The organism is Priestia sp. P5_B4 (assembly GCF_056400385.1).
Genome location: NZ_JBFULJ010000168.1, coordinates 1 through 6,401 on the forward strand (window position 1 = coordinate 1; position 6,401 = coordinate 6,401).

General features: G+C 36.1%; 7 protein-coding genes and 1 pseudogene. All 8 read left to right on the forward strand.

All coding sequences use genetic code 11. The features are described from left to right. A pseudogene (locus tag AC1DRF_RS14060) lies at window positions 1-235 on the forward strand (hypothetical protein); the annotation flags it as partial. 10 nt (window positions 236-245) lie between these two features. Further along, window positions 246-527 carry a hypothetical protein gene (locus AC1DRF_RS14065; RefSeq protein WP_043978267.1) on the forward strand — a complete coding sequence of 94 codons (282 nt, stop codon included), beginning with the start codon at window positions 246-248 and terminating at the stop codon, window positions 525-527. Between the two features lie 608 nt (window positions 528-1,135). Next, window positions 1,136-2,569, forward strand: coding sequence for a histidine kinase N-terminal domain-containing protein (locus AC1DRF_RS14070; protein WP_427075049.1), 1,434 nt, complete (start codon window positions 1,136-1,138; stop codon window positions 2,567-2,569). After that, window positions 2,562-3,134: an ANTAR domain-containing response regulator gene (locus AC1DRF_RS14075; protein WP_230185545.1), complete on the forward strand. Its 573-nt coding sequence runs from the start codon at window positions 2,562-2,564 to the stop codon at window positions 3,132-3,134. The genes AC1DRF_RS14070 and AC1DRF_RS14075 overlap by 8 nt, the downstream gene beginning before the upstream one ends. A 214-nt stretch (window positions 3,135-3,348) precedes the next feature. Further along, window positions 3,349-4,638 carry an ethanolamine utilization protein EutH gene (gene eutH, locus AC1DRF_RS14080; RefSeq protein ID WP_230185546.1) on the forward strand — a complete coding sequence of 430 codons (1,290 nt, stop codon included), beginning with the start codon at window positions 3,349-3,351 and terminating at the stop codon, window positions 4,636-4,638. Window positions 4,639-4,680: 42 nt separating this feature from the next. Then, window positions 4,681-5,022: an ethanolamine utilization microcompartment protein EutS gene (gene eutS / locus AC1DRF_RS14085; protein WP_230185547.1), complete on the forward strand. Its 342-nt coding sequence runs from the start codon at window positions 4,681-4,683 to the stop codon at window positions 5,020-5,022. A 24-nt stretch (window positions 5,023-5,046) separates the two neighbouring features. Further along, a complete protein-coding gene (locus AC1DRF_RS14090; protein ID WP_043978247.1) occupies window positions 5,047-5,544 on the forward strand; it encodes a EutP/PduV family microcompartment system protein in 498 nt (165 codons plus the stop codon). A 198-nt stretch (window positions 5,545-5,742) separates the two neighbouring features. Next, window positions 5,743-6,401, forward strand: a 659-nt coding sequence (locus AC1DRF_RS14095) for an ethanolamine ammonia-lyase reactivating factor EutA (RefSeq protein ID WP_477740964.1), incomplete at its 3' end; no start/stop codon positions are given.

A 6,401-nucleotide genomic window follows, 5' to 3' on the forward strand; every position in this document is an offset into this window, starting at 1 on the left:
AATTCGAGTTGTGTCAACTGAAAACGATAATGTAAAGGTTAATTTGCCGATCAAGCTTGTCAAGCTGGTATTAATGGCGGGACACAGCATCGCAGCAAGTATTCCTCAATCAGAAAAATATGTAAAAGATATAGATATAAACCTGATTGTTGAAGCAATCGAAAACGAGTTAGATGGCCAAATTGTTGATATTAAATCGGCGAACGGAGATACCGTTTCAGTCATCATTGAATAATGGTTTGCTTATGATTCATGTAAAAGTGAAAACAAAAGATGTTCGATTTAGCATTCCAGTTCCATATGCTCTTTTAAACATTGCTATTAGCGTTGCTTTTTCAAAATTTATACAGAAGCATGCGGATAAATGGACAAAAGAACATTTTAAAAGAAAAGGGCTGAATTTCACTTTTCCGATAATAGATAAAAGCATGCTAAAGCCTATTGTTAAGGAACTGAAGAAACATAAGGGAATGATACTAGTAGATGTCAAAGCTACTGACGGTACGGAGGTAAGAGTTAAACTATGATGTAGCTTTGCAAAGTGCCTACCCGCGTGTAAAAATAAAACCTTATTCGTCTAAATAGATGTAAAAAAGGCTAAAAAAAGAGATCATACAGTTTGTTATCGTACTGTATGATCTCTTTTTTTTCTCTGCTTTTTTCCTTTTCTTATCTAACCTATATCCGGAGTGTGCCCCCAAATATGGCAACAAACATAGCAATCCATATTCCTATGGACACTGACATCGTATTAAAACGCCCCTTTGCTACTTGATATTATTAAGTATTTCTTTTTATTAAGCAGCTCCGTAGTTGATTTTATCTTTTTTTAAAATCCAAAACTCACTATATAAGCTATTACTAACAAAGTAACAGAATACTAATTTTTACGTAAAAAGCTTTAAAGCCCAGGGACTATATCTATGCGAATTCAACTGGGAGATAGACCACGATCGCCCACTTTTACCTTTAGAAAAAGGGGGGATAAGACATAGAAGAAATAAGATTTCCTTCGTAAAGTAAATATTTTTGCATCAAAATGGATCATTGACAAAGAAAGTTCAGAAAAATATAATACTTATTATATTCTAATATTTTAATGCTTAAATGTTTAAAAGCAGCTAGGAGTTTACATATGACTCATACCTTATCCTTAAATTCTTTATGCAGGCTTCATACAAATCTAGCAGAAGTCGATATTCAAAAGATTGATGAAGTTGCTAAAAATTTGCCACTTATTGCTGATTTAAACCGAGCAAATGTGTTTATCGATTGTTTAACAAAAGAAGGACAGCATGCAGTTGTAGTGGCAGAATCTGCACCAGAAACTGCACCGTCAGTTTATGAACGTCCAGTCGCAGGGAAATTTGTGTACGAAGCGTTTGAACCAGCAGTATTTTACACGCTGCGAAATGGAAAACCCATGTCTTTAAATCGTGCCTTAACACAAGAAGGAAAAACGGTAGAACAAAGTGTGGTTCCTATTAAAGGATTTAATAATCGTGTAATTGCTACATTGATTATGGAGAAAGATATCAGTGAAGTAGTTGAACGTCAAGAAAAAATGAAAACGTTATCAAATGCAAATGATACGTTAAGCGAAATTTTAATGGAGATGACAGAAAATGCTTCGCTTATTCCAGAGTTTATTGGAGAGGCACTTTTCTTTATTGATCCTAATTTAAACATTCTATATTTTAATTCTGCTGCTTTTAATTTGGTTTCTGAAGTCTGTTCCTCAGAATGTAAGACAGGCAATCAAATCATCGAATATTTTCCTTGTTTAGAAGAGTTATTTTATCATCCAGAACAGTTGTTTATGCACGAAGTGACCATTGTAAATAAGGTGTTTCAAGTCAAAAAAGTTAGTTTAAAACAAGAAAATCCAACGAATGGCGCTTTTATTACATTTCGAGATATGACTGAACTTAGAGAGCGAGAAAGAGAACTTGTTGTCAAATCAGTCATGATTCAAGAAATTCATCATCGCGTCAAAAATAATTTACAGACTATTGCGAGTTTATTAAGGCTTCAGATGAGAAGGGGCCTCCCTGAAGAAAGCAAGGCTCATTTTGTCGAGAGTCTTAACCGGATTCTAAGTATCGCTTCTGTGTACGAGATTATTCTTTCCAACTCTAGTGTAGACAATGTAGATATTCTTAGTTTGATTGAGAAAATTGGTAATATGCTAGTGTATAGCTCTACGGATGAAAATAAAAATATTTCAATTGAATATTCGGGCACTCAGCTTTTTACAGAGTCGGATAAAGCTGTCTCCATAGCATTAATTATTAATGAGCTCATTCAAAACTGTATGAAACATGCGTTTAAGGGGCGAGAAGAAGGTAAGGTTCACGTTTCATTTCAACAGAATAACTGTGAGATAGAGGTTACAATTAAAGATAATGGTGTTGGGTACTCAAAAGAAGCCAAACCATCTTTAGGATTAGATATAGTTACCATGATGGTCACTCACGATTTATCTGGTCAATTTTCGATTGAGAGAACTGCAAATGGCACCATGGCATCAGCTAGGTTCCCATTAGAAAGAGGCGGACACCGTGACTAAACGAATTATGATTGTTGAAGATGAGTCAATTGTACGACTAGATTTATCAATGATGCTCTCTGATAATGGTTATGAAATAGTAGGAGAAGCTGGAGATGGAGAAAAAGCGGTTGAATTAGCTTTTGCACTAAAGCCAGATCTGATTATTATGGATATAAAAATGCCTAAGTTAAATGGACTAAAAGCAAGTGAAATTATTTCAAATAAATATAATATTCCTATTCTGCTGTTGACAGCATACAGCCAGAGGGAGTTTATTGATAAAGCAAAAAAAGCGAATATAGTAGGCTATTTAGTAAAACCGATAGCTGAATCAAATTTAATTCCAGCAGTTGAAATTGCTCTACAGCAAGCAGAAAATGCAAAAATGTATGAGAAAAAAGTTCAGGAAATGAATGATGAACTGAAGAAACGAAAAATTGTTGAAAAAGCAAAAGGAATTTTAATGGACAAATATAATTTAACAGAAGATCGTGCTTTCAAAAAAATGCGGACGATTAGCATGAAAAAGCAGGTTACACTAGAGAAGTTAGCAAAACACATCATTGAGAAATATGGAACTTAACCTCACTGTACAAGTAAATAGTTTGAGCAAAGGTGCTTAGTGGTTTTAAGTGATAAAAAACCACCTGGCACCTTTTTGTCTTTTTTAAGGGAACAATTTTAAACTTTCTCTAGTAGCAAAGCTCTTAACAGGTTACTTCATACGCTTTAAATAGATAGAAATAGTTAAACTATTATCTATTTAAATAAAAATCATCATATAGGGGGAATTGGGTGTGGTTATCATTGGGAAAATCGTGATTTATATTATCATGACTTGTGCAGTGTGTGGGGCTATTGCTGCGATTAGAAACAGTGATGAAGGGTTAGGAAAGCAATTTATGGAGGGCTTGCATTCTATTGGGTACATTTTTATACCAGCAGCTGGTATCATGGCTGCAACTCCATATCTTTCGTGGTTTATTAGTACGGTATGCGGTCCTTTTTTTTCAGCTATTGGGGCAGATCCTGCTATCGCTGCAACCTCTATCTTAGCAACGGATATGGGAGGATATCAATTAGCACACGTATTAAAAGAGTCGTATGAAGGATGGGTCATGGCCATGATAGTAGGATTTATGGCCGGAGCAACCATTGTATTCTCAATTCCAGTAGGACTGGCCATGCTTGATAAACGCGACCACAAATATATGGCGCTCGGCGTCATGTCAGGTGTGTTAACGATCCCAATTGGGGCTTTTATTTCAAGTGTTTTAATTATGGTAACCAACTCTGATGTGCGTAAAATTATTTCAACTACAAGTGATTCAACATACGAATTTACGATAAGTTATTTGAAAATTATTTTGAACTTATCTCCACTTTTATTATTTGTTGTGCTATTAGCGGTAGGACTATATTTCTTGCCAGATTTAATGATTAAAGGATTTATGTGGTTTGGGCGTATTATGGATGCCGGAATTAAGCTAGTTCTTGTTTTCTCCATTGTTGAAATTTTTACGGGCCTATTCTCTCATTTATTTGGAAGCTGGGGATTTCATCCGATCATGGCTGATAAAGCGGATCAATTCCGTGCGCTAGAAACAGCAGGTTATATTGGCATCATGCTTGCTGGTGCATTTCCAATGGTTTATTTGCTTCAAAAATATGCAGGAAAGCCGCTTGAAGCTGTAGGGAAAAAACTCGGACTAAGTAAAGAAGGAAGTGCAGGTATTTTAGCTACAATTGCTAATATTTTAGCGATGTTTAAGCTTATTCGCAGTATGCCTCCAAAAGACAAAGTTATTAATATTTCGTTTGCGGTTTGCTCGGCATTCTTATTAGGAGATCATTTGTCTTTTACAGCCAATTTCCAGCCGACATTAATTCTTCCAGTTATTATCGGGAAGTTCTCTGCAGGTGTAATAGGCATTGGTTTAGCATATTGGCTATCTGTTCCAAAAGCCTTGGAGCTAGAAAAGAAGGATCGCGAAGCAGGCATTATTGGAAAAGACGAGTACTTAAGTTCAGCAGCTGAAGAAAATGAAAAGGTAGAAGAAAAAACCAGTAAGACACAAGTGATGTAAGCATTGTATAGAATTTGTACGATAAGGGAGAGGTAATTTTTTATGAGTGAAGAAAAAAAGCGTTTCATTCAAGAGTTTGTGCCGGGAAAACAAATTACATTAAGCCATTTAATTGCAAATCCAGATCCGGAGATGTTTGAAAAATTGGGTATACAGCAAGAAGGAGCTCTAGGCATTCTAACATTAACTCCAAGTGAGACGGTTATCATTGCAGGTGATTTGGCTACAAAAGCTGCACATGTTCAATTAGGTTTTTTAGATCGTTTTACAGGAAGTCTTGTTATTGTGGGGAGCGTTTCAGAAGTAGACATGGCAATGAGAGAAATCAATCGTTTTCTCTCCGAAACATTAGGTTACACACCTTCAATTATTACAAAATCTTAATTGTATAGTAGGGAGGGGAGAGTTATGCATAAAAAAAACAGAGCCATGCTCATTGGTTCAATTGGTGCAGGCAAATCGACATTAACAAATGCTCTGCTTGGAAAGCCGGTCGAAGCAGTTAAAACCCAAGCATTAATCTATTATGATTGGATCGTTGATACACCTGGAGAATATGTTGAAAATCCTTTTTTTTATAAAAATATTATGGCAACCGCTCTTGAAGTTACACATGTATTATACTTGCAGGACGCCACAAAGAAAAAGACAGTCTTTCCACCCAATTTTAGTACAGGCATCAATAAGTTAGCTATTGGGGTCATTACAAAAAGTGATGCGGAAGATGCTGATGTGAGCTTAGCTATTAAAAAAGCAAGGCAAGTAGTTGTAAATGGGCCTATTGTTGTTACTTCTTCCCGCAACAAAGAAGGGCTTGAAGAGGTTCGAGCTTTGGTACAGTGTCAGTCTTTACAAGAGATGAAACAGTATACTGATAACTGGAAATCGAAATATATTATTTTTTAATGAAAACCTTTACATTTTGTAAAAAATCAGTTATATTCTAAATATACAAAAAAATCACGGGCAAAGGCGCCTTATACAGCTATCTTTCAGGAGATAGTTCGTATGAGGTGCCTTTTTTATTTGACTAAAACACGACTAATTAGCAATCAGTAATGACTAAAACCTTTTGCTGATTGAAGGTTGATGAGGTGGAGGGATATGAAACGATACGAACCGCTAAAAGAGGAGATTATCAGCGCAGGAATTGATATAGGAACAAGCACAACCAAAATTGTGTTAAGCCAATTTTCTCTGATGAATATGGCAGGAGGAACACACTTGCCGCGTATYGAGATTATTGATAAAAAAATTATTCATCGCAGCCCGATTTATCGGACACCACTTCTCACATCAACAATAATCGATATTGAAGCAATAGAGAAGCTTGTTAGAAATGAGTATGATAAAGCAAACGTTGGTTCTGGAGATATTAAAACAGGTGCCGTGATTATTACAGGTGAAACAGCAACTAAGCAAAATGCCGAAGAAATGATTCACCATCTATCAAATCATGCGGGGGAGTTTTTAGTTGCAACTGCGGGTCCTGATTTAGAGGGAATTATTGCAGCAAAAGGATCAGGAGCTTATCAATATTCTAAAAAAGTGAGCAAAACTATTGCCAATATAGATATTGGCGGGGGAACCGCTAATGTAGCAGTTTATCGAATGGGAAGGCTGTGTGGAACCTGCACACTGCATATAGGAGGCAGGCTGATAGAGTTTTCGGAAGATAAAATCAGCAGCATTTCGCCACCGGTTAGAAATCTATTAAGAGGGTGGAATAGTACTCTTGTAACAGGTGACGTACTGGTGGAAGA

What these genes read in the sequence shown, in the direction of transcription:
- AC1DRF_RS14065 (WP_043978267.1), top strand. Translation starts at nt 246, where the DNA reads ATGATTCATGTAAAAGTGAAAACAAAAGATGTTCGATTTAGCATTCCA.
- AC1DRF_RS14070 (WP_427075049.1), top strand. Translation starts at nt 1,136, where the DNA reads ATGACTCATACCTTATCCTTAAATTCTTTATGCAGGCTTCATACAAAT.
- eutS (WP_230185547.1), top strand. Translation starts at nt 4,681, where the DNA reads ATGAGTGAAGAAAAAAAGCGTTTCATTCAAGAGTTTGTGCCGGGAAAA.
- AC1DRF_RS14090 (WP_043978247.1), top strand. Translation starts at nt 5,047, where the DNA reads ATGCATAAAAAAAACAGAGCCATGCTCATTGGTTCAATTGGTGCAGGC.